General features: G+C 74.7%; 10 protein-coding genes and 2 pseudogenes. 10 read left to right on the top strand and 2 right to left on the bottom strand.

Translation table 11 applies throughout. The features are described 5' to 3' along the window. Positions 1–149 precede the first annotated feature (149 nt). The 8 genes and pseudogenes from BN6_RS22865 to BN6_RS22830 form a co-directional block, all read left to right on the top strand. Positions 150–4,787, top strand: a pseudogene (locus tag BN6_RS22865) (type I polyketide synthase); the annotation flags it as partial. A 66-nt stretch (positions 4,788–4,853) separates the two neighbouring features. Then, positions 4,854–10,388 (top strand): annotated as a pseudogene (locus BN6_RS22860) (thioester reductase domain-containing protein); the annotation flags it as partial. A gap of 7 nt (positions 10,389–10,395) precedes the next feature. Then, entirely contained in the window at positions 10,396–11,655 is a 1,260-nt protein-coding gene (locus BN6_RS22855; protein ID WP_015102113.1) for an FAD-dependent oxidoreductase, read from the top strand. 202 nt (positions 11,656–11,857) lie between these two features. After that, entirely contained in the window at positions 11,858–12,286 is a 429-nt protein-coding gene (locus BN6_RS22850) for a YybH family protein (protein WP_197540174.1), read from the top strand. A 112-nt stretch (positions 12,287–12,398) separates the two neighbouring features. After that, positions 12,399–13,292: an NAD(P)-dependent oxidoreductase gene (locus BN6_RS22845; RefSeq protein WP_015102111.1), complete on the top strand. Its 894-nt coding sequence runs from the start codon at positions 12,399–12,401 to the stop codon at positions 13,290–13,292. Between the two features lie 336 nt (positions 13,293–13,628). After that, positions 13,629–14,963, top strand: a complete 1,335-nt coding sequence (locus BN6_RS22840; RefSeq protein WP_197540173.1) for a flavin monoamine oxidase family protein — start codon at positions 13,629–13,631, stop codon at positions 14,961–14,963. Positions 14,964–15,000: 37 nt separating this feature from the next. Further along, positions 15,001–16,188, top strand: coding sequence for a cytochrome P450 (locus BN6_RS22835; RefSeq protein WP_015102109.1), 1,188 nt, complete (start codon positions 15,001–15,003; stop codon positions 16,186–16,188). Positions 16,189–16,408: 220 nt separating this feature from the next. Then, positions 16,409–17,560 carry a S8 family peptidase gene (locus tag BN6_RS22830; protein WP_015102108.1) on the top strand — a complete coding sequence of 384 codons (1,152 nt, stop codon included), beginning with the start codon at positions 16,409–16,411 and terminating at the stop codon, positions 17,558–17,560. Positions 17,561–17,581: 21 nt separating this feature from the next. On the opposite strand, the gene BN6_RS22825 is transcribed toward BN6_RS22830, so the two are convergent. Next, positions 17,582–20,197: an ATP-binding protein gene (locus BN6_RS22825; protein ID WP_041317751.1), complete on the bottom strand. Its 2,616-nt coding sequence runs from the start codon at positions 20,195–20,197 to the stop codon at positions 17,582–17,584. A gap of 260 nt (positions 20,198–20,457) precedes the next feature. Here BN6_RS22825 and BN6_RS22820 point away from each other — a divergent pair, with 260 nt between their 5' ends. Both BN6_RS22820 and BN6_RS22815 read left to right on the top strand, forming a co-directional pair. Beyond that, entirely contained in the window at positions 20,458–21,138 is a 681-nt protein-coding gene (locus BN6_RS22820) for an SRPBCC family protein (RefSeq protein WP_015102106.1), read from the top strand. 31 nt (positions 21,139–21,169) lie between these two features. Continuing rightward, a complete protein-coding gene (locus BN6_RS22815; RefSeq protein WP_015102105.1) occupies positions 21,170–21,529 on the top strand; it encodes a hypothetical protein in 360 nt (119 codons plus the stop codon). A gap of 104 nt (positions 21,530–21,633) precedes the next feature. Here the strand turns inward: BN6_RS22815 and BN6_RS22810 are convergent, their stop codons facing one another. Further along, the gene (locus tag BN6_RS22810) at positions 21,634–22,173 is read right to left on the bottom strand and encodes a hypothetical protein (RefSeq protein WP_015102104.1); all 540 of its coding nucleotides are present in this window, start codon (positions 22,171–22,173) and stop codon (positions 21,634–21,636) included. Between the last annotated feature and the right edge of the window lie 173 nt (positions 22,174–22,346).

Genomic DNA, 22,346 nt, shown 5'->3' with positions numbered 1-22,346 from the left:
CGCGAGTGCATTCGGTGGACACTGCGGGCAGCCGTGAATCGCCTTGACGAGTTCTCCGGGAAAGGACGGCCGACCGTGCGCGGTACCGAGAAACCGGCGGGTGCCCCTCCTGGGACGATCCTGGGGGCTGAGCACGCGTGAGCACCGATCAGGAGCAATTGCGCCAGTACCTGAAGCGGGCGGTCGCCGACGCCCACGCCGGCCGACGCCGGCTGCGCGAGATCGAGGAGCGGGAGCGGGAGCCGATCGCGATCGTCGGGATGGCGTGCCGGTACCCCGGCGGCGTCACCTCGCCGGAACGGCTCTGGCGGCTCGTCGCCGACGGCGTCGACGCGGTGACCGCGTTCCCCGAGCACCGGGGCTGGCCGCTGGACCGGCTCTACCACCCCGATCCGGACGTGGTCGGCCGGTCCTACACCGACCAGGGCGGGTTCCTGCACGACGCGGACCGGTTCGACCCGGAGTTCTTCGGCATGTCGCCGCGCGAGGCGCTGGCCACCGACCCGCAGCAGCGGCTGCTGCTGGAAACGGCCTGGGAGAGCTTCGAACGGGCCGGGATCGCCGCCGACTCGGTGCGCGGCAGCCGGACCGGCGTGTTCGTCGGGTCGATGTACCACGACTACGGCTCGCGCCCGCACCTGCCGCCGGAGGAGTTCGAGGGCTACCTCTACAGCGGCAGCGCGGGCAGCGTCGCCTCGGGCCGGCTGGCCTACGTCTTCGGGCTGGAGGGCCCGGCGGTCACCGTCGACACGGCGTGCTCGTCGTCCCTGGTCGCCATCCACCTGGCGGCGGCGGCGCTGCGCCGGGGCGAGTGCGACCTGGCCCTGGCCGGCGGCGTGACGGTGATGTCCACGCCGCGGGCGTTCGTCGAGTTCTCCCGGCTGCGCGGGCTGTCCGCCGACGGCCGCTGCAAGTCCTTCGCGGCCGCCGCCGACGGCACCGGCTGGGCCGAGGGCGCCGGGCTGCTGCTGGTCGAACGCCTCTCCGACGCCCGGCGCCACGGCCACCGGGTGCTCGCCGTGATCACCGGGTCGGCGATGAACCAGGACGGCGCGAGCAACGGGCTCAGCGCCCCCAACGGCCCGGCCCAGGAGCGGGTGATCCGCGCGGCGCTGGCCGCCGCCGGCCTGTCCGCCGCCGACGTCGACGTGGTCGAGGCGCACGGCACCGGGACGCCGCTGGGCGACCCGATCGAGGCCAACGCCCTGCTGGCCACCTACGGCCGCGACCGCCCGGCCGACCGGCCGGTGCGGCTGGGGTCGCTCAAGTCGAACATCGGGCACACGCAGGCCGCCGCCGGCGTCGGCGGCGTCATCAAGATGGTCCAGGCGATCCGGCACGGCGTGCTGCCCCGGACGCTGCACGCCGCCGAGCCCACGCCGCACGTCGACTGGGGCACCGGCGCGCTGGCGCTGCTCACCGAGCAGCAGGACTGGCCGGGGTCGGACCGGCCGCGCCGGGCCGCCGTCTCGGCGTTCGGGTTCAGCGGGACCAACGCGCACGTCATCGTGGAGCAGGAACCGCCGGCCGGCCCGGCGGCGGAACCCGGACCGGCGGCTCCCGTCGTGGCACCGGCCCCGGTGCTGCCGTTCGTGCTCTCGGCCCGGTCCGGCCCGGCGCTGCGGGCCCAGGCCGAGCGGATCGGCGCGCTCGCCGCCGACGAGGACCTGCTCGACCTGTCCTGGTCGCTGGCCACCACCCGGTCGGCGCTGCGGCACCGGGCCGTGGCGTTCGCGGCGGACCGCGCCGAGCTGCGCGCCGGCCTCGCCGCGCTGGCCGCCGAGGACACCGGCACGGTGGTGGGCGCCAAGGACGACGGCCGGGTCGCGTTCATGTTCACCGGCGGCGGCGCCCAGCGCATCGGCATGGCGCGCGAGCTGGTCGAGTCGTTCCCGGCGTTCGCCGCGGCCTTCGAGGAGGTCTGCGCGGCGCTGGACGAGCACCTGCCGCGCCCGCTGCGCTCGGTGATCGAGTCCGGCGACGAGCTGGACCAGATCGACTACACCCTCGCCGCGCTCTTCGCGGTCGGCGTGGCGCTGTTCCGCCTCTACGAGACGTGGGGCGTGCGCCCGGACTACCTGGTGGGCCACTCGACGGGCGAGCTGATCGCCGCGCACCTCGCGGGCGTGCTGTCGCTGTCCGACGCCGCCGTCCTGGTGACCGCGCGCGGTCGGTTGATGCGGTCGCTGCCCGAAGGCGGCGCGATGGTGGCCGTGGAGGCGACCGAGGACGAGGTGCGCGAAACCCTGGACGAGGGCGGGCGCGCGGTGATCGGCACGATCAACGGCCCGCGCGCGGTGGTGCTCTCCGGCGACGAGGACGCCGTGCACGCCGTCGCGGAGATCTGGCGGCAGCGGGGCCGGTCGACCAAGGTGCTGCCGATCCTGCGCGCCTCGCACTCGCCCCGGATGGACCCGGTGCTCGACGAGTTCCGCCTGATCGCCAAGGGGTTGACCTTCCACCGGCCGAGGTTCGGGATCGTCTCCACGGTGACCGGCCGGGTGGAGACCGGCGACGGGTGGACCTCGCCGGACTACTGGGTGGAGCAGATCCGCGAGCCGGTGCGGTTCGTGGACGCGGTGCGCACCCTGGAGGCGGAGGGCGTGACCACGCTGCTGGAACTGGGCCCGGACGGGGTCCTCTCGGCGATGGCCGCCGCGAGCGTCGACCACGCGGTGGCGGTGCCCGCGATGCGCAAGGGCCAGCCGGAGGCGCGCACGGTGGTCCACGCGCTGGGCGTGCTGCACGCGCGGGGCGTGCCGGTCGACTGGCCGGCCTTCTTCGCTGGGACCGGCGCGCGGCCGGTCGACCTGCCGACCTACCCGTTCCAGCGCGACCGGTACTGGCTGGAACCGGCCGCCGCGCCCGACGTGCGACCCGACGGGCCGGACCCGCTCGGCGCGCTGCACCACGTCGTCTGGACCCCGGACGTGCTCGAACCCTCCGCCCGGCCGACGACCTGGGCGACGCTCGGGGACTCCGCGCCCGAGGCGCCGTCCTACCCGGACCTCGCGGCCTTCGCGGAGTCGTTGGCGACGACCCCGGTCCAGGCCCTGATCGCCCCGCCGGCAATCGCCCCGCCGGCACCGGACCCGGCGCTGGTCCACCGGGCGCTGGCCCTGGTCCGGGAGTGGACGGCCGACGAGCGGTTCGCCGGCGTCCGGCTGGTCGTCGTCACCAGAGGCGCGGTCGCCGCGGCGGACGGCGAAGCTCCCGACCCGACCGCCGCCGCAGTGTGGGGGCTGATCCGCTCCGCGCAGGCCGAGGCACCCGACCGGATCCTGCTCCTGGACACCGCCGCCGACACTCCCGCCGACACCGACACCGCTGCCGGGCCGGTCGTGGAGCCGGCCCTGCTCGCCGCGCTGCTGGCCGCCGACGAACCGCAGGCCGCCGTCCGGACCGGGCGGCTCCTCGTCCCGCGGCTGACCCGGCTGCGCCCGTCCGAGGTGCGCTCCGGCCCGGTGTGGAACCCGGCCGGCACGGTCCTGGTCACCGGCGGCACCGGCGTGCTCGGCTCCGCCGTGGCCCGCCACCTGGTCACCGCGCACGGCGTCACGCACCTGCTGCTGGTCGGCCGCACCGGCGCGGCGGGGGCCAAGGACCTGCGCACCGGGCTGACCGCGCTCGGCGCGACCGTGCGGATCGCCGCCTGCGACGTGGCCGACCGGGACGCCCTGGCCGCGCTGCTCGCCGACATCCCCGCCGACCGGCCGCTGACCGGGGTCGTGCACGCGGCGGGCGTGCTGGACAACGGCCTGCTCCCGGCGTTGACGGCCGAACAGGTGGACGCCGTCCTGCGGCCCAAGGCCGACGGCGCGTGGCACCTGCACGAGCTGACCCGGGACGCGGACCTGTCGGCGTTCGTGGTGTTCTCCTCGACGGTCGGCCTGTTCGGCGGGCCGGGCCAGGCGAACTACGCCGCCGCGAGCGCGTTCCTCGACGGCCTCGCCCAGCACCGCCGCGCGCACGGCCTGCCGGCGACCTCGCTGGCCTGGGGCCTGTGGGACGTCGAGGGCGGCATCAACGCCGGGCTCGGCGACCTGGACCGCGCCCGGTACGCCCGCGACGGCTTCCGCCCGATCGGCGCGCCGGAAGCGATGGCGCTGTTCGACGCCGCCCTGTCGGTGGCCCGGCCCGCGGTGACCGTCACCCCGCTGGACCTCGACGTGCTGCGCGCGCTGGACCGGGTGCCGCCGCTGCTGCGGACCCTGGTGCCGCCGCGCGGCCGTCAGGCGCCGGCCGGGGCCGGGGTCTCGGTGGCGCAGCGACTGTCCGAACTGGACGGTGCCGCGCGCGCGGAGTTCGTGCTCGACGTGGTGCGCGGTGGGGTCGCGGCCGTGCTCGGCCTGGCCGACCCGACCGTGATCGACCCGGAGCAGCCGTTCCGGGAGCTCGGGTTCGACTCGCTCACCGCCGTGGAGATGCGCAACCGGCTGGCCGCGGTCACCGGCGTCCCGCTGCCGGCCACGGCGGTGTTCGACCACCCGACGCCCGCGAAGCTGGCCGTGTTCATGCTCTCCCGGCTCGCCTCGGACGGCGGGCAGCCGCCGAGGTCCACCGTGCTCGCCGCGCTGGACCGGCTGGAGGACGTGCTGGTGACCGGCGACGTGGACGACCACGACGAGATCACCGTCCGGTTGCAGACCCTGCTGTCCCGGTGGCTGGAGACCGGCGGGAAGCCGGGCGACGGGGCCTTCGCCGACCCGGCCGGCGCGCTCGACTCGGCCTCGACCGCCGAGCTGTTCGAGTTCATCGACAACGAGCTCGGCCGGGCCAAGAACTGATGCCCCGCCAGACCGTCCCGAACAGACCGTCCCGAACAGACCGTCCCAGAACAGGTAGCGCACCCCATGGCGGATGAGAAGAAGCTCGCGGACTACCTGAAATGGGTGACCGCCGACCTGAGCAAGGCCCGGCAGCGCATCGCGGAGCTGGAGTCCGGTCGCGCCGAACCGGTCGCGATCGTGGGCATGGCCTGCCGCTACCCGGGCGGCGTGCGCTCGGCCGACGACCTGTGGCGGCTGGTGGTGGACGGGCGCGACGGCATCACCGGGTTCCCCGCCGACCGGGGCTGGGACGTCGACGCGCTCTACGACCCCGACCCGGACGTGCCGGGCACCACCTACACGCGCGAGGGCGGCTTCCTGGCCGGGGCCACCGAGTTCGACGCCGCGTTCTTCGGGATCTCGCCGCGCGAGGCGCTCTCGATGGACCCGCAGCAGCGCGTGCTGCTGGAGACCGCGTGGGAGACCTTCGAGCACGCGAGCATCGACCCGACGTCGCTGAAGGGCACCGACGTCGGCGTCTTCGTCGGCGCGGTGGAGCAGTCCTACCTGGGGCTGGCCGGCCCCGAGGAGTTCGAGGGCTACCTGCTCACCGGCAAGCTCGGCAGCGTCGTGTCGGGCCGGCTTTCCTACTCGTTCGGGTTCGAGGGCCCGTCGATGACCGTGGACACGGCGTGCTCGTCGTCGCTGGTCGCGATGCACCTGGCGGCGCAGTCGCTGCGCACCGGCGAGTCGCGGCTGGCGCTGGCCGGCGGCGTGACGGTGGCCGGCACGCCGGGTGGGTTCGTGGACTTCTCCCGGCAGCGCGGCCTGGCCCCGGACGGCCGGTGCAAGTCCTTCGCCGCCGGCGCGGACGGCACGAGCTGGTCCGAGGGCGTCGGGCTGGTCCTGCTGCAACGGCTCGGCGACGCCCTGGCCGACGGGCACCGGGTGCTGGCCGTGCTGCGCGGGTCGGCGGTCAACTCCGACGGTGCCTCCAACGGGCTCACCGCGCCCAGCGGCCCGTCCCAGGAGCGGGTGATCCGCACGGCGCTGGCCGGCGCGCGGCTGGACGCGGCGGACGTGGACGTGGTCGAGGCGCACGGCACCGGCACCCGGCTCGGCGACCCGATCGAGGCGCAGGCGCTGCTGGCCACCTACGGCACCGCGCACCCGCCGGAACGCCCGCTGTACCTGGGTTCGCTGAAGTCCAACATCGGGCACTCGGTGGCCGCCGCCGGCGTGGGCGGGGTGATCAAGATGGTCCAGGCGCTGCGGCACGGCGCACTGCCCCGCACGCTGCACGTCGACGCGCCGACCCCGCTGGTGGACTGGTCGGCGGGATCGGTCGAGCTGCTCACCGAGCACCGCGCGTGGCCGGCGGCGGACCGGCCGCGCCGGGCGGCGGTGTCGTCGTTCGGCGTCAGCGGCACGAACGCGCACCTGATCCTGGAGCAGGCACCGGACGCGGCGGCGCCCGGGATCCCGGTGTCGGCACCGGCGTTCCTCCCGGTGCCGTTGTCGGCCAGGTCCCGGCCGGCCCTGGCCGCCCAGGCGCGCAACCTGATCGCCCTGCTCGACAACGATCCCGGTCTGTCCACTCTGGACATCGCCTTCTCGGCGGCCACGACCCGGGCCGCCCTGCCGCACCGGGCGGCGGTGGTCGGGTCGGACACCGCCGCACTGCTCGCCGCCCTGCGCCCGATCGCCGAAGGCGGGGGCCGCGAAGCCGCGCCGGGCAAGGGGAAGCTCGGGTTCCTGTTCACCGGCCAGGGCTCGCAACGGGTCGCCATGGGCCGCCGGCTGCACGAGGAGTTCCCGGCGTTCGCCGAGGCGTTCGACGCGGTGTCGGCCCAGCTGGACCCGCACCTGGACCACCCGCTGCGCGAGGTGGTCGACGACGAGCACCGGCTGTCCGAGACCGGGTACGCCCAACCGGCGCTGTTCGCGCTGGAGGTCGCGCTGTTCCGGCTGTTCCAGGCGTGGGGCGTCCGCCCGGACTTCCTGGCCGGCCACTCGATCGGCGAACTGGCCGCCGCGCACGTGGCCGGAGTGCTGTCGCTGCCGGACGCGGCGGCCGTGGTCGCCGCGCGCGGCCGGTTGATGCAGGCGCTGCCCGAGGGCGGCGCGATGGTCGCGCTGGAGGCAACCGAGGACGAGGTCACGGCCCTGCTGCGGCCCGGCGGGCGGGCGGCGGTCGCGGCCGTCAACGGCCCGATGTCGACGGTGGTGTCCGGCGACCGCGCCGCAGTGGAGGAGATCGGGGAGACGGTCCGGTCCCGGGGCCGACGAGCCAAGCGGCTGATCGTGCGCCACGCGTTCCACTCGCCGCTGATGGACCCGGTGCTGGACGAGTTCGGCCGGGTGCTGCGCGAGGTCGCGTTCGGCGCGCCGACCATCCCGATCGTGTCGACGGTGACCGGCCGCGTCGCCACCGAGGAGCAGCTGCGATCCCCGGGGTACTGGGTCGACCAGACCCGGCAGGCGGTCCGCTTCCACGACGCGACGCGCACCCTCGCCGACCACGGCGTGACCGTCGCCCTCGAACTGGGCCCGGCCGGCGTGCTCTCGGCGATGGTCGCCGAGAGCACCGGGATCACCCCCGTGCCCGCCGTGCGCACCGCGCGGGCCGAGGCGCACGACGTGGTCGCGGCGCTGGGCGGGCTCTGGTCCGCCGGGGTCGCCGTCGACTGGCCGGCGTTCTTCGCCGGCACCGGGGCGCGGCCGGTGGACCTGCCGACCTACCCGTTCCAGCGGGAGCGGTTCTGGCTGGAACCCGCCCCGGTCGCCACGACCGAGCCGGATCCGCGGGACTCGGTGCTGGGCCTCGACTGGACGCCGCTCACCACGTCCCGACCGGTCACGCCGCCGATCCTGGCGACAGTGCGCGGACCGGACCTCGAAGTGGGGGAGGTGTTCGCGGACCCGGCGGCCGCGCTGGCGTCGGCCACCTCGTTCGACGCGCTGCTCGTCCCGATGGTGTTCCCCACCGGCGGTGACGTGCCCCGGCGCGCCGAGACGGCCACGCAGGATGCGTTGGCGCTGGTGCAGTCGTGGCTCGCGGACGAGCGCAGCGCCGACACGCCGCTGGTCGTCCTGACCCGCGGGGCGGTGTCCACCGGACACGGCGCGCCGCACGACCTCGTCGCCGCGCCGCTCTGGGGCCTGCTGCGGTCCACGCAGTCCGAAGCGCCGGACCGGGTGGTGCTGGTCGACCTGGACGAGCACCCGGACTCCGCGGCGGCGCTGCCGGCGGCCGTGGCCTCCGGTGAACCCCAGGTCGCGATCCGGGCCGGTCAGGTCCTCGTCCCGGGCCTGGCACCCGTCGCACCGGGAGCCGCCGGCGTCCGCTGGCGGGCCGACGGCACCGTGCTGATCACCGGCGGGACCGGCGCGCTCGGCGGGGTGTTCGCCCGCCACCTGGTCCGCGCGCACGGCGTGTCGCGGCTGCTGCTGGTCAGCCGCCGGGGACCGGCGGCGGCCGGCGCCGACGCCCTGGCCGCCGACCTGGCCCGGCTCGGCGCGGACGTGCGCGTCGAAGCGTGCGACCTCGCCGACCGGGACGCGCTCGCCGCCCTGCTCGCCACCGTCCCGGACGAACACCCGCTGACGGGGGTCGTGCACGCCGCCGGCGTGCTCGACGACGGCCTGGTCCCCGACCTCACCCCGGACCGGCTGGCCGCCGTGCTGCGACCCAAGGTGCACGCCGCGTGGCACCTGCACGAGCTGACCCTCGACCACGACCTGGACGCCTTCGTGCTGTTCTCGTCGGTGGCCGGGATCATCGGCGGCGCGGGCCAGGCGGGCTACGCCGCCGCCAACACCTTCCTCGACGCGCTGGCGGGCCACCGGGCCGGGCTCGGGCTGCCGGCGACCTCGCTGGCCTGGGGGCTGTGGGCGCACGAGGGCGGCCTGAGCAGGCACCTGACCCGGGCCGACCTGGACCGGATCGCCCGTTCCGGCCTGCTCGCCATCACCGCGGCCACCGGGCCGGCGCTGCTCGACCTCGCGCTGCGCACCGGCCGGCCCGACCTGGTCGTCACCCCGGTGGACCCGGCCGCCGTGCGGGCCGCCGGCACCCGGTCGCCGCTGCTGCTGCGCCGGCTGGTCCCGGGCGCGCAAGCCCCGACCGGTCTCCTGGCGGACGAACCGGCCGACCTGCCGCCGGCGCACCGCCGCGACCTGGTCTCGGAGTTCGTCCGCCGCGAAGTCGCCTTCGTCCTCGGGCACTCCGCGCCGGACGCGGTCGAGGAGCACCAGTCCTTCGCCGACCTCGGGTTCGACTCGCTCACCTCGGTGGAGCTGCGCAACCGGCTGGCCGACGCCACCGGGCGCACGCTGTCGCCGTCGCTGATCTTCGAGCACCCCACCCCGAAGGAGCTGGTGGACCACCTGTGCGCGGTGCTGGGCAGCGGGGGAGCGCGGGGTGCGGCCGAGGTCGACTTCGCCGCGCAGGTCCACCTCGACCCGGACGTCCGGCCGGCCGCCGTGGTCCACCGGGTGGCCGCGGACCCGGCCGAGGTCCTGCTGACCGGCGCGACCGGGTTCGTCGGCGCGTTCCTGCTGCGCGACCTGATGCGGTCGACCACGGCCACCGTGCACTGCCTGGTGCGGGGCGCCGACCACGCCGACGCGACCCGCCGGCTGCACGAGAACCTGGCCTGGTACCAGGTCGGCGGCGAGGTCGACCCGGACCGGATCGCGGTCCACGTCGGCGACCTGGCCGCACCGGGCCTGGGCCTGACCGAGGACGCGTTCGACGACCTCGCCCGCCGGGTCGACGTGGTCTACCACGCCGGTGCGACGGTGAGCTGGCTGCGGCCCTACGCCGAACTGGCGGCGGGCAACGTCGGCGGCACGCGCGAGGTGCTGCGGCTGGCCGCCGCGCACCGGACCGTGCCGGTGCACCACGTCTCCACGACCGGCGTCTTCCCGGCGCCCGGCCCCGACACCACCCCGGCCGGCGCGACCGACCCCACCGGGCCCGCGCACCTGCTGCACAACGGCTACCTGCGGAGCAAGTGGGTGGCCGAGCAGGTGATCGAACTCGCCCGGGAGCGCGGGCTGCCGGTGTCGGTCTACCGGGTGGACGTGGTGTGCGGCGACTCGGTGACCGGCGCGTGCCAGACCAAGGACTTCGTCTGGTTGAGCCTCAAGGGGCTGCTGGAGGCCGGTGCGGTGCCCGACAGCCTGGCCGGCGTCGTCCACATGGTCCCGGTGGACTACGTCAGCTCGGCGATCGTGGTGCTCTCGACGCGGCCGGACGCCGCGAACCGCACCTTCCACCTCTACAACCCGCAGGACCAGACGTTCACCGGGTTCGTCGGCCACCTGCGGGCCGCCGGGTACGACCTGCCGAAGCTGGACTGGGCGTCGTGGACCGACCGGGTGCGCGCGGACCGGGCGAACGCGATCGTCCCGCTGCTGGACTCGTTCGAGGGGATGAACGCCGGCGGCGGCCGGGCCACCTACCCGCCGATCGACGTCTCGGGCACCGAGGAGGCCCTGCGCGGCACCGGGGTCGAGTGCCCGCCGGTCGACCGGGAGCTGTTCGACAAGTACGTGGAGTTCTTCGTCCGTGCGGGCTACTTCCCGTCCCGCGCCGCCCGTTCAGGAGAGTGACGGCACCGTGGAAGAAGCTGACCGTGACCGGGTGATCGTGCTCGGGGCGAGCATGGCCGGGCTGCTCGCCGCGCGAGTGCTCGCCGACCGGTACGCCGAGGTGCTGGTGGTCGACCGCGACGACCTGGCCGCCGACGACACCGCCGAGGGCCACAGCACCACCCGGCGGGGCGTCCCGCACGGCGCGCACCTGCACGACCTGCCGGCCGCCGGCCTGCTCGCGCTGGAGGACCTGCTGCCGGGCATCACCGAGGAGCCGACCTCGAACGGCGCGGTCGCCGGCGACGGCACCGCGAACGTGCGGTGGGTGGTCAACGGGCAGCGGATGCCCAAGCCGCACTCGGGCCTACCGCTGCTGTCGGTCAGCCGGCCGCACCTGGAGCGGCGGGTGCGCGCGCGGGTGCGGGCACTGGACAACGTGACCTTCTGGGAGCGCACGGACGTCGTGGAACCGCTGACCACGCCGGACCGGTCCGCGGTGGTGGGCGTGCGGGTCGAGCGCGGCGGCGAGCGGCGCGACCTGGCCGCGGACCTGGTGGTCGACGCGACCGGGCGGCGCACCCGGACCCTCGCGTGGCTCACCGAGTCCGGCTACCCGGCGGTGGAAGAGGAGCAGCTCGCCGTCAACGTCGGCTACACCACCCAGTACCACCGGCTGGCCGGCGACCGGATGGCCGGCGAGGTCTCCATCGACATCGGCGGCACGGCGGCGGTGCCGCGCGGCGCGCTGTGCGCCAAGGTCGAGGACGGCTGTGCGGTGGTCACCGGCCACGGCTTCGCCGGCGCGTACACGCCGCACGACGTCGCGGGCTTCCACGACTTCCCGGAGTTGTTGGCCGGCACGGACATCTACGACGTGGTGCACGACCAGGAGCGGCTCGGCGACCCGCTGTCCTACCGGTTCCCGGCGAACCTGCGCCGCCGCTACGAGCGGATGGCGTCGTTCCCCGCCGGGCTGCTCGTCCTCGGCGACGCGGTGTGCAGCTTCAACCCCGTCTACGGGCAGGGCATGGCGGCGGTCGGGGCCGAGGTGCTGCGCGACCACCTGGCCCGGACCGGAACCCCGGACCCGGCCGCGTTCTTCGCCGAACTCACCGCCACGGCCGTCGACCAATTGCTGGACGCGGCGACGCGCGACGGCGACCTGCTGATCGCCTGCGCGCGCGTGGCGTTCCTGCTCGACCCCTCCGCGGCCCTGGTGGCCCCGGAGGTCCAGGCGGCGGTGGCCCGCGCCTCGGGCCACGCCGAGCCGTCGCACGCCGGGTAGTCGACCGGACGCGCCACGAACGCCACTCGTCCCGGCAGTGGTCTTGCTCCGGTAATTCGGGCGGTCGAGTCGCACCCCGTTCGGATTACCGGCGCAAGACCGGAACGATGGACATTCGCTGGTAGCGTGGGAAACAGAGTTGTGCAGGTGCGGCCGACCCGAATGGAGCAAATGCGCCGTGACCGACCGTGATTACACTTTGGTGACCGACATCGAAAAGCACCAGGAAGCCTTCGGGATCGCTTTCAACTCCGGTGACGCGGCGGCGGTCAACGCGATGTACACCGAAGACGCCGTCGGCGTGTGGGAGCCCGGGAACCCGCTGCGCGGCCAGCCCCGCCGGGATTACCTGGTCGAATTCCTGAAGGTCCGCAAACCGTCCGTGGAAGCGGTCGTCCGGCAGCAGCTGGTGGTCGGCCGCACCGCGCAGCTGGTGGTCGAGTGGCAGATGGACCTGCTCGACGAGAACGGCGAGCCGGAATCGCTGGAGGGCGTGGCCATCGACGTGCTGCACCAGGGCGAGGACGGCTACTGGCGCTACGTCGTGGACAACCCCTTCGGCGTCAGCGGCCCGTGGGCCGCCGAGGACACCGAGGACACCGGGGACACCGGGGACACCGACCGCACCTGACCCCGGGAACCGGCCGCGGCGGGCCCTCCCGCTCCGCGCCGCCACCCGGGACCGGCGAGCGCACGAGCACCCCCAACGCGGCGGAAGTCGCACGAGATACGGAGAAGTACCTGTGTCCACCGTTTCAGCCTCCGAATCGCCGGTCACCGTCGTCGGCCTGGGCCTGATGGGCCACGCCCTGGCCGCGGCCTTCGTCGCGAAGGGTCACCCCACCACCGTCTGGAACCGCTCGGCCGGCAAGGCCGACGACCTGGTCGCCGCCGGGGCGACCCTCGCCGACTCGGTCCAGGCCGCGGTCGAGGCGAGCCCGCTCGTCGTCGTCTGCGTCTCGGACTACGACGCCGTGCACGCGCTGCTGGACCCGGTCGGCCCGGCGCTGGCCGGCCGCACCCTGGTCAACCTGACCACGGCCAGTTCCAGCCAGGCCCGGGACACCGCCGAGTGGGCGGCCAAGCTGGACGCGACCTACCTCGACGGCGCGATCCTGGCGCTGCCGCAGGGGATCGGCACCGACGAGGCGACCCTGCTCTACGCCGGGCCGAAGGCCGCGTTCGAGGAGCACCAGGCCACCCTGGCGGTGCTCGGTGAGGCGGCCACGGTCTACCTCGACGAGGACCACGGCCTGTCGGCGCTCTACGACATGGCCGTCCTGACCATCATGTGGGGCGTGCTCAACAGCTTCCTGCACGCCGCGGCGCTGCTGGGCACCGCGAACGTCAAGGCGACGACGTTCGCGGGCATGGCCGCGACCGCGATCAACGTGACGGCGGACTACGTCGCCGCGTACGCGCCGCAGATCGACGCGGGCGAGTACCCGGCCACCGACGCCACCGTCAACGTGCACGTGGGCGGCATGCAGCACCTGCTGGAGGAGAGCAAGGCGCTCGGCGTGAACGCCGAACTGCCCAGGTTCTTCCTGGAACTGGCCGGTCGCGCGGTGGCGGGCGGGCACGCCGAGGACAGCTACGCGGCGTTGATCAAGCAGTTCCGCGCGCCGTCCGCCTGATCTTTTCCGCAGCACACCTGAAATACCGGAGCCGGGAACCCGGATCGCGTCCGCCGCGATCCGGGTTCCCGGCTTCACGTGAACCACCGGTAGTTCCGGGAAATCCCGAAAACACCTCGAAGAATCCACCACGCACTCTTACACTGGGGTCAATGCATGTCGAGCAACGGCGGTAGCCCGGAAAGCACCGCTTCGCGCGGGTCGTTATCGAGGCGGTCCGCGTTCAAGGCAGGAGGACTGGCCATCACCGGAGCAGCGTTCGGCGCGGGTCTGCCGGCACCAGCCGAGGCCGCCGGAGAAAACGATGTCGACCACCGCCGCGGTTACGACACGATCGTGGTCGGCGCCGGTCTGGCGGGCCTCGTGGCGGCCCGCGAACTGCGCAGGAAGGGTCGTTCGGTCCTCGTGCTCGAAGCACGCGACCGGATCGGCGGCCGGACGTGGACCGACCGGTTCAACGGCTACGAGATCGAGCGCGGCGGGACCTGGGTCGACCCGCTCCAGCCGCACGTCTGGCGCGAGATCGCGCGCTACGGCCTCGCGGTCGTGGCCGACGCCGGGCCCGAGCGGGTGCTCATGCCGACGCCGACCGGGTTCACCGAGTCCGACCCGGTCACCGCCTACACCCGGCAGGGCGAGCTGTTCACGCCGTTCTTCGAGGGCGCGCGGGACTACTTCCCCCAGCCCTACGCGCCGTTCACCCGCGAGGACCTGATCACGCCGCTGGACCGGCTGTCCCTGCGCGACCGGCTCGACCAGCTCGCCCACCCGCCGGCCGACGAGGTCCGGATGACCAGCACCACCGGGCTCTACGGCGCGCCGTCCGCGCGCGGCTCGATGCTCCAGCTCGCCCAGTGGTGGGCGCTCGCGGGCTGGAACTACACCGGTTTCTCCGGGATCAACACCTTCCGGGTGGAACGGGGCACCATCGCGCTGGCGACGGCGATCCTGGCCGACGGCAAGCCGGACCTCAAGCTCGGCTCCCCGGTCTCCTCGGTCACCCAGCACAGCGGCGGCGTCAAGGTGGTCACCCGGACCGGGGTGACCTACACCGCCGCCGAGGTCGTGATGGCCGTGCCGGTCAACGTCTGGAAGAACATCGCCTTCAGCCCGGCGCTGCCGCAGGCGCACCGGGACGCGACCACCCAGGGCTACGGCGTGCCGCGGCAGAAGAAGCTGTGGCTGGACCTGGCGACCCCGGCCGACCGGTTCATCGCCGAGGCGCCCGAGGGCTTCCCGTTCGCGATCATGGGCCGGCTCAACGACAACGCGCCCGTCGTGGCGTTCACCGTGGACACCGGGTTCGACGTCGGCAACCACGCGCAGGTCGAGGCGGCGGTGCGGACGGTCCTGCCCGACGCGGCCCTGCGCGGCTACACCGTGACCGACTGGCAGGCCGACGAGTTCTCGCTGGGCGGGCCGGCGTTCCGCCGCCCGCTCCAGCTGACCAGGCTGCACCGGGCGCTCAACCAGCCGCTCGGCCGGGTCAAGTTCTGCGGTGACGACCTCGCCCTGGGCTGGATCGGGTACATGGACGGCGCGATCGAGTCGGGTCTGCGGGTGGCCGGTTCGCCGACCCTGGCGCCGTCGCCGTCCGCCGTGCCGGACACCCGGGGCCTGGCGGTGCCGCAGGTCGACCGGAAGGTCTACCGCTCGCTCTTCGGCCTGTGACCACGACCCGGCGGCAGAACCAGGACAGGGGTGCACCATGACGGCGACCGACGACTCCGCTACCGCACCGGTGGACTCGCTGTTCGCCTGGTTCCGCGAGATGCACGAGCGCAACCCGGTGCACCACGACGACGAGTACGGCTGGCAGCTGTTCCGCCACGCCGACATCACCCGCGTCCTCACCGACCCGAAGACCTTCTCCTCGGACACGGTGCGGCTGTTCAACCGGCCGCAGGCCGACCTCGACCTGTTCCTGACCGGCAACCTGGTCACCAACGACCCGCCGCACCACCGCAAGCTGCGCCAGGTGATCAGCCAGGCGTTCACCCCGCGCGTGGTGGCGGTGCTGTCCGACCGGATCGGCAAGACCGTCGACGCGCTGCTCGACGGGGTGTCCGGTGCGGGCAGCTTCGACCTGATCGACGCGGTCGCCTACCCGCTGCCGATCATCGTGGTCGCCGAGATGCTCGGGCTGCCCGCCGAGGACGTGCCGCTCTACCGGGCGTGGGGTGACGCGCTGGGCGCGCTCGACGCGGCGACCGTGCCGCCCGAGGTGATGGAGAACGAGGTCGCGCCGGCGATCCGGGAGATGAACGAGTACATCCTCGGGCACGTGCGGCGGCGGCGCGCGAACCCGTCCGACGACCTGCTCGGCGTCCTGACCCGGGCCACGATCGACGGCGAGCCGCTGCGCGACGGCTACCTGATCGGGCTGGTCGGCCTGACCCTGTTCGCGGGCCACGCGGCGTCCATGGCGCTGATCGGCAACGCGATCCTCACCCTCGACCGCCACCCGGAGGCGTTCGCCGCCGTGCGCCGGGACCGCGCCCTGCTGCCCGGCGCGATCGAGGAGCTGATGCGGCTGTACCCGCCGTTCTCCCGGATGGCGCGGGTGACCACCGCCGAGACCGAGCTGGGCGGCCACCCGGTCGGCCGGGGCGAGCTGGTCACCCTGTGGGTCGGGGCGGCCAACCGCGACGCGGTGCGCTTCCCGGACCCGGACCGCTTCGACCTCCACCGCGCCACCGGCGGGCACCTCGCGTTCGGCCAGGGCGTGCACTTCTGCCTGGGTGCCCCGCTCGCCCGGCTGGAGGTCGGGATCGCGCTCAACGCGCTGTTCGACCGCTTCGACCACATCGCCGTCGACCACCCGGCCGGGGTGGAGTTCGAGAACCCGATGCAGATCATCTGCCCCCGGCGGCTGCCGGTGCGGGTGTCCGGCTGATCGCCGCCGAACCCGCCCCGTCCTCGCCCTGAGTCATCGGCGACCGCCGGTGGACCCCGGACGAGGCAACGGCCGACCCCGCACGGGTTGTGGGTCTCGCCGTGCCGGGTGAATCACCTCAAGCCGGCGTCGTCGTGGGACGAAAGGAGACCTGACGGGACGAATCGCAGCGTTCGCTTCGCCACCGGTGGAGCGCGCACGCACCGAAACGGGGTTTCGAATGCGCAAGCTCTCGCGAGCCACGATCGCGGCATCCGTGCTGCTGACCTCGCTGTGCGGCACACCCGGCGCGGTCGCGACACCGGACCGCACGGCCCCCGCGCCGCTGCTGCGCTCGACCGCCGCCGTCCCCGGCCAGTACATCGTCACGCTCGAACGGGGCCAGGACCCGGCGGCCGTCGTGGGCCAGCTCATCGGCGTCGAGGCGATGTTCACCTACACCTCGGTGGTGCGCGGTTTCGCCGCCCGGCTCACCCCGGCGCAGCTGGCGGCGGTGCGCGGGCTGGCCTCCGTCGACGCGGTCGAGGAGGACGCCGAGATCACCGCCGACGCCGTGCCCAGCTGGGGGCTGGACCGGATCGACCAGGCCGACCTGCCGCTGGACGGCAGGTTCAGCCCGAAGGGCACCGGCGCGGGCGTCACCGCCTACATCCTGGACACCGGGATCGACCACGGCCACCGCGAGTTCGGCGGGCGCGCGAAGCCCGGCTTCGACGCGGTGGACGACGGCCAGGACGGCGCGGACTGCCACGGCCACGGCACGCACGTCGCCGGCACCGTCGGCGGCACGACCTACGGCGTGGCCCGCAAGGTCTCGCTCGTCGGCGTGCGCGTGCTGGACTGCGACGGGCAGGGCGAGAACTCGGGGTTGATCGCCGGTCTGGACTGGGTCGCCCGGCACGCCAACGGACCCGCCGTGCTGAACGGATCCCTCGGCGGCCCGCGGTCCGAGGCGCTCAACGCCACCGTGAACGCTTTGGCCGCCAAGGGCGTGCTGCCGGTCGTGGCCGCCGGCAACGACGCCGTCGACGCGTGCGACAGCTCCCCGGCCAGCGCGAGTGGAGCCGTCACCGTCGGCGCGACCGACCGGACCGACCGGCAGGCCGACTTCTCCAACTACGGCACGTGCCTGTCGCTGTACGCCCCGGGCAAGGCGATCACGTCGGCCCGGCTCGGCGGTGGCGGCGTCGCGCTCAGCGGCACGTCGATGGCGTCCCCGCACGTGGCCGGCGTCGTCGCGCTGTACCTGGCGAAGAACCCCGAGGCGGACCCGGAGAGCATCGCGACCTGGCTGACCCGGCAGGCCACGAAGGACACCCTGGAGGTCTCGCCGTCGAGCCCCAACCTGCTGCTGAACACCGGCGGCCTCTGACCGCGCGAGCACCCGGCCCGCTCAGCGGATGGCGGGCAGGTCGCGCAGCCGGCGGCGTGAGGTGATGGCGAGCTTGCGGAAGATGTTGCGCAGGTGGGCGTCGACCGTGCGCGGGCTGACGAACAGCTTGGCGGCCACCTCTTTGGACGTCGCGCCGTCGGCGACCAGGCGCGCGATGTGCACCTCCTGCACGGTGAGCGCGTCGGAGGTCGGTGCCGTGCGGCTGCGGGCGCGTTCGCCGGTGGCGCGCAGTTCGCCCGCCGCCCGTGCCGCGAACGCCTCCGCGCCCAGGCCGGCGAACAGCTCGTGGGCCTGGCGCAGTTCGGCGCGGGCGTCGCGGCGTCGGCCCTGGCGGCGCAGCCACTCGCCGTAGACCAGGTGGGCGCGCCCGCGCCAGACCCGCATCGGACCGGCCTCCAGCAGCGCGACGGCCCGGCGGTAGTCCTCTTCGTCGTCGTCCACGAGCGCCCGCGCGTAGGCCCCGATGCCCAGCCCCCACGGCTGCCCGCCCGCGCCGGTGCGCTCGGCCAGGGTGGCGAGCGCGGCCCGCGCCTCGTCCGCCCGGCCGCAGCGCACCGCGGCCTCGACCAGTTCGGGCAGGGCCAGGCCCGCCAGCCCGAGGTCGCCGGTCGCCACGGCCCGCCGGGCGGCGTCCAGTGCGGCCGGGTAGTCGGCGAGGCCGTTGTCCAGCACGGCCGTCGCGTACTGCACGCTCAGGCTCATGTGCGGCCCGACCCGGGCGAACAGCTCCTCCGCCTCGGCGCGCCGGCCGTGCAGGGCGGCCAGGTGCAGCCGGGGGTAGACCAGCGGGGCGGCCCCGGTGGCCTCCGCGATCGCCTCCTCCTCGGACACCATCTCCTTGGCCGCGCCGAAGTCGCCGAGGTGGGCGGTGGCCGTGGCGAGCATGGCCAGCCCGATCGGCAGCAGGTGGAACGAGCCCGACCCCCGGCCGGAGGCGGTGCTGCGGGCGGCGATGGCGCGGGTGGCCTCGGCGTCCCAGAACTCGATGGCGAGCAGGAACCCGAGCGTCGGCCAGCGGGTCCACGCCGGGTCGTCGCCGTCGGCCACGACGGGGCGCAGGAACTCGGCGGCGGCGTGGTGGCCGTGGTCGGCCAGCGCCACCATGCCGGCCAGCACGACGTCGGAGCCGCGCGGCGGCCCAGGTGCCGGTGGCGCGGTCCGCGCCGCGTCGATCACGGTGGGCAGCCCGCCGGTGATGATGCCCATCTCGATCGCGTCGAGGTAGGTCGTCCGGGCCTCGGCCGGCTCCTTGTCGGCCAGCGTCGCGGCGGCCCGCAGGAGGTGCGCGGTGGGCACGTCCTCGCCCCGGAAGCGGGCGAAGGAGATCCGGCCGCGCACCAGGTCGGCGCGCGGGTCGTCGGGGCGCACCGAGGTCAGCAGGCCGGCGGCCGCGTCGAAGTCCCCGGCGGACAGCTTGGCCTCGGCCGCGGCCAGCAGCCGGTCGACCCGCGGGCCGGGTTCGGGGGTGAGCGCGGCGGCGCGCTCCAGGAACGCCGCGGCGGCGGCCATCCCGCCCCGGGCCCGCGCGCGCGACGCCGAGTCGACCAGTGCGGCGGCCACGTCCTCGTCCGGGCCGACCGAGGCCAGCGCGCGGTGCCAGGCGACCCGGTCGGGGTCGTCCAGCGGGTCGCTGACCCGGGCCAGGGCGCCGTGCGCGCGGCGCAGGTCCGACTCGGTCGCGGCCCGGTAGACCGCCGAGCGGGCCAGCGGGTGCACGAACCGCACGCGGGTGCCGATCTCGACCAGCGGCACGTCCCGCGCTGCGGCCTCCTCGACGCCCAGCAGGGCCGCGGCCCGCCACAGCAGGCCGGGATCGCCCACCGGTTCGGCGGCGGCGACGGTCAGCAGCAGCCGCACCTCGGGCGACACCCCGGTCAGGCGGGCCCGGAAGCTGCGCTCGGCGGCGGCGGGCGCGGGCAGGTCGTAGCCACCGGCCAGCCCGCCGATCCCGGCGGTGCGGGCCAGTTCGACCAGGGCCAGCGGGTTGCCGCGCGCCTCGGCCAGCACGCGGTCGCGGACCTGCTCGTCCAGCGGCGCGCGGATCTCGCGGGCCAGCAGCGCGCGCCCGTCGCGCTCGCCCAGCGGCCGGATGCCGACCCGCGGCAGCGCGGCCAGTTCCGGCGGGCACTCCCGCGCGGCGAACACCACCGCCACCCGCTCGGCGGCCACCCGGCGGGCGACGAACGCCAGCGCCCGCGCCGACGCCCGGTCGAGCCACTGGGCGTCGTCGACCAGGCAGAGCAGCGGCCGGTCGGGTTCGAGCAGCAGGCCCAGCGTGGCCGCGCCGGCCAGGAACGGGTCGGGGGTGCCGGCCGCCAGCCCGAACGCGACCCGCAGCGCGTCGCGGTGCCGCGGTGGGAGCGCTTCCACGTGCTCCAGCACCGGAACGCACAGCTGGTGCAGCGCGGAGTACGGCAGCTCGGTCTCGAACTCGGCCCCGGAAGCCCGCACGACCAGGAAACCGGGCGCGGACCCGGCCACGTGGTCCAGCAGGGCGCTCTTGCCGATGCCGGGTTCCCCGTGCACGACCACGGCACCGCCGTGCGACCGCCCCGCCTCGTCCAGCAGCGCCTGAAGTCGCGACGTCTCGTCCCGCCGCCCGAGCACACCGTCCATGGGCGACCGATCATGGCCGACTTCGGGGATCGATTCCAGTGGGTGGGCGACGACCGCCGACGCGAACGGCCCGTTCCGCCACGGACCGGCGGCGCGAGTGGCGCGCGTCACGCCCGGCCGGCTCGGCATCGCCTGCTGCCGGATAGGTGATGTCCACCGACGCGAACGACCCCCGTCCCGCGACATCGTGGGATCACACCGAACGACGCCGGTCACCACCCGGCACCGGCCCACCAGACCGTCGAACGAGGAGATGGACCATGACCGGCACCACCGGCAGCACGCCGTCCGCCCCGCAGGCCCGCTCCGCCGCCCGCCGGCCCGGGGTCCGTGCCGCCCTGGCGGCGCTCCCGCTGGCCGCCGGCCTGCTCGTCGCCGGTGTCGCGCCGGCCCAGGCCACCACCGAGCCGCCCGCCGGCGACGGGCCGCTGACCTGCCGCGGCGAGGGCGTCGACCCCGCGGCCAAGATCCGCTACCGCACCGAGAAGCTGATCGACGCGCCGCTGGGCACGATCTGGGACCTGCAGACCGACGTGGCGGCCTGGCCGTCCTGGCAGCCGCCGGTCGCCACCGCCGAGCGCCTGGACCACGGCGCGCTGCGGGCCGGCGCGCGGTTCCGGTGGACCACCCCGGTGCCGCCCACGGCCACCACTCCCGCCACCACCCTGACCATCACCTCCACCGTCGGCCAGCTCCGGCACAACAGGTGCGTCCGCTGGACCGGGCCGGCGATCGGCGAGGGGCTGACCATCGACCGGGGCGTGCACGTCTGGACCTTCACCAAGGTTCCCGGTGGTGTGCTCGTGCGCACCGAGGAGACGTGGGCCGGCGACCAGGTCGAGGCCGACGTGCCCACCTCCGAGTACTTCCTCGGCGAAGGTCTCAAGGCGTGGCTGACCGACCTCAAGACCACCGCCGAGGCCCGCGACTGCCCCCGGTAGGACTGACCCCGCCCGCTGGGAGGAGGAACCAGTGACCACCACGACCCCGCACCGCGGCGACACCGCCCGCGGCACCTCGCTGCCCGTCGTGATGGCCGCCTGGGCGGTGCCGGTGTTCATCGTCGGCCAGTTCGCCATGATCGGGATCGTGCCGGTCCTGGTCGTGCTGATCGGCGTGCTGCACGACCGGGATCTGCGGGCGCTCCGACCCTGGGCCGTCGCCCTCGCCGTGGCCTACGCCATTCCACTGGCCCTCTGGGCGATCGGGCCGGAGCGCGCGCCGAGCCTTTCCCGGGACCTGCACCCGGCATTCGCCGCGCTGGTCGCCGTGGCCGGTGTCGCGGTCGCCGTCGCCTATCACCTTGGTCGGCGTCGGAACAAAGCGGAATAGCGCCGGATTTCCGGCGTGTTGAATGCGGGAATGCGCCGGAGGCGGCCGCGGGATAGGGCAGCGCGGCGGACGCCGGCTGCCCGATCCGCCGTTGCGGCAGTGGGTCAGGGAGCGACCCGGTCGAAGCGCAGCGAGGTGTAGCCCGCGCCGTCGGAGTAGATCTGCGCGATGGCGGCCGCACCGACCGCGTCGATCCGCCGGGCCTGCAACCGGATCGTCGTGGGCCCGTCGACGTGGACCACCTCGCTGATCGGCGCGGTCTGGTTGTTGCCGGTCGCGGCGTCCCCCACGTTGTGGTCGATGATCTGGTTGACCAGCCGCTCGCTCTGCGGCACGGCGGTGTTCGTGGTGGCGTTCCACAGCCGCGCGGTGATGTAGGTGTTGACCGAGGGCGTGCCGGACAGCCGGCCGCGGACGTCCGCGTCGAGCTCGTAGGTGCCGGAGAAGGGCAGCGAGACCGTCAGCGGGGTGTCGACCCAGGCCCCGGCCGGCAGGTCGACCTGGGAGTTCAGGTGCGAGACGCCCTGGTCACCCGCTACGCCGGGTTGGGCGGTGCCGACGTTGGTCTGGGCGAGCGCCACGGTCGTGGCGACCGCCGTGAGGGCGACGGCGATGACGGCCAGGGACGAGCGGAAGCTCTTCATGGGGTGCTTTCCTTCCGGGGGAGTGTTCCGGGAAAAAGTGCGCGCGGAACTCGACTGCGGCATTGGGGCGGGCCGCTGCGAGGTGTTCTTCTGGAAAGGGGTGAATTGGTCTCCGGATGGCTGCCGGTGCTGCCTTCCGTCGTACCGGTCTTCACGTTAGGGCTGAATGGTCG

The sequence above is a fragment of the Saccharothrix espanaensis DSM 44229 genome, from assembly GCF_000328705.1.
Classification (GTDB): domain Bacteria; phylum Actinomycetota; class Actinomycetes; order Mycobacteriales; family Pseudonocardiaceae; genus Actinosynnema; species Actinosynnema espanaense.
Note: the sequence above shows the minus strand (reverse complement) of the source record. Positions and strands in the feature narration are given on the sequence as shown.